The 1,765-nt window shown below is 72.2% G+C and carries 1 protein-coding gene; it reads left to right on the plus strand.

The window, feature by feature from the left end:
• Positions 1-247: 247 nt before the first annotated feature.
• On the plus strand, positions 248-1,720 hold the full coding sequence (locus tag HMPREF3159_RS07870; RefSeq protein ID WP_070500532.1) for an AI-2E family transporter: 1,473 nt from the start codon (positions 248-250) through the stop codon (positions 1,718-1,720).
• Positions 1,721-1,765 lie beyond the last annotated feature (45 nt).

Below are 1,765 nucleotides of genomic sequence, written 5' to 3' on the forward strand. Positions count from 1 at the left end.
ATCCGCGGCACCAGCAAGCCTCACACTGAGGTCACGCTATCGGCCGGTCCGTCCGCGACGATCCCTCCCACGGCGGGCGGGACCTCGACCTTCGTCGGTGCTCGGCCGCGGCGGAGCCTCGGTCGAACCGGGATCGAGCCGTCGTCGAAGGCGCAGGCAGTCGTGGAGGAGAGTGGCAGTCGCGGAGCAGAGCGAGGCGGTGACTAGGATGCCGGTGAGTCACCGTGGCTCGAACGGAAGGAGCCCCATGTCGAATCCGCGCCCCGCCCCCGGGGGCCCGGGTCTCGCCCCCGAGGTCCAGGAGATCCCGATCGGAGTGCGCCGGGCCGCGTCATGGTCGTGGCGACTGCTCGTGATCGTCGCCGCCGGCGCGCTGCTGCTGTTGGGGCTCACCCAGGTCACGACCATCGTGATCCCCGTGCTCATCGCGATCCTGCTCGCCGCTCTGCTCCAGCCCGTGGTCAGGATCCTCACCCGCTACACCTTCCTGGGCCGTGCCGCCTCCAGCGGCATCGCTCTGCTGGGCCTGCTGCTCGTGATCGCCGGGATGTTCACCCTCGCCGGGCGGCAGCTGATCGCCCAGTGGGACGACATCCAGAGCCGCGCGGTGCAGGGGTTCCAGGCACTGCTGGAATGGGTGCAGAGCACGTTCCAGATCGACACCCCGATGATCGACTCCGCCCTTCAGGAGGGCCTCGAGCAGCTCCAGCAGTACTCGGGCCAGCTGGTCAGCGGCGCGGTCACCACGGCCACGACGCTCGGCAACATCGGCACCGGCCTCATCGTCGCCCTGTTCACCCTGTTCTTCGTGCTCTCCGGTGGAACCGGGATCTGGCGCTGGACCGTGGGCCTGCTGCCGCCCGCCGCCCGCGTGCCCACCCACGAGGCGTTCCGTCGCGGGTGGAAGGCGCTGTCGGCCTATGTGCGCACGCAGGTGCTGGTCGCCGCGGTCGACGCGACTGGCATCGCGATCGGCATGGTCGCGCTGAGCCTGGGCTCCTATGCGGTGCCGATCTGGCTGCTGGTGTTCCTGTTCAGCTTCATCCCGCTGGTCGGCGCGATCGCGTCCGGTGCGATCGCCGTGGTGCTGGTGCTGGTGCTGAACGGCTGGGTCGGCGCGCTGATCATGCTCGCCATCGTGCTCGCGGTGCAGCAGATCGAGGGCAACGTCCTCCAGCCCTTCATCATGGGCAAGGCCGTCGAGATCCACCCCCTCGGCGTGTTCCTCGGCGTGGCCGCCGGCGCGATGATCGCCGGGATCGCCGGAGCGCTGTTCGCGATCCCGCTGATCGCCTTCGTCAACGCGACGCTGCTGTACGTGGTGGGCCGGGATCCGAGTCCCGAGCTCGGCCACGACAGGGCCAGCGCCGAGCACTTCGCGGCGCTCGGCGCCGGCGTGCCCGCGCACCAGCTGGCCGAGGCCTCCTCGGACTCCGAAGCGCAGCGGGCGTCGGCCGACGAGGACTCCTCGGCGGACCTGGCGATGCTCGGCACCGTTCCCGCCGCCGAGCGCCGGAGCGCGACGGAGGGCGGCGCGACGCCCACGGGGACTGGCGCGCACGCCGCCGAGGGGACGGACGTGCAGGACGCCGGCGCGGCTGGCGCTCCCCCCGCCGGCGCGCCCGGGACGACTGCTCCCCGGGCCTCGACCGACCGGGTGGACGGTGCGTCGGCCGAGCCGCCCGCTCCGCGTCACCGCGCGGACGACGAGCGGGACTGACCCCGCTCGCGGCGCGAGAGAGCCCCTTCCGGCAGCTGCCGGAAG

Origin of the sequence: Brachybacterium sp. HMSC06H03 (genome assembly GCF_001807385.1) — a bacterium.
In the GTDB taxonomy this organism is placed as follows: Bacteria; Actinomycetota; Actinomycetes; order Actinomycetales; family Dermabacteraceae; genus Brachybacterium; species Brachybacterium conglomeratum.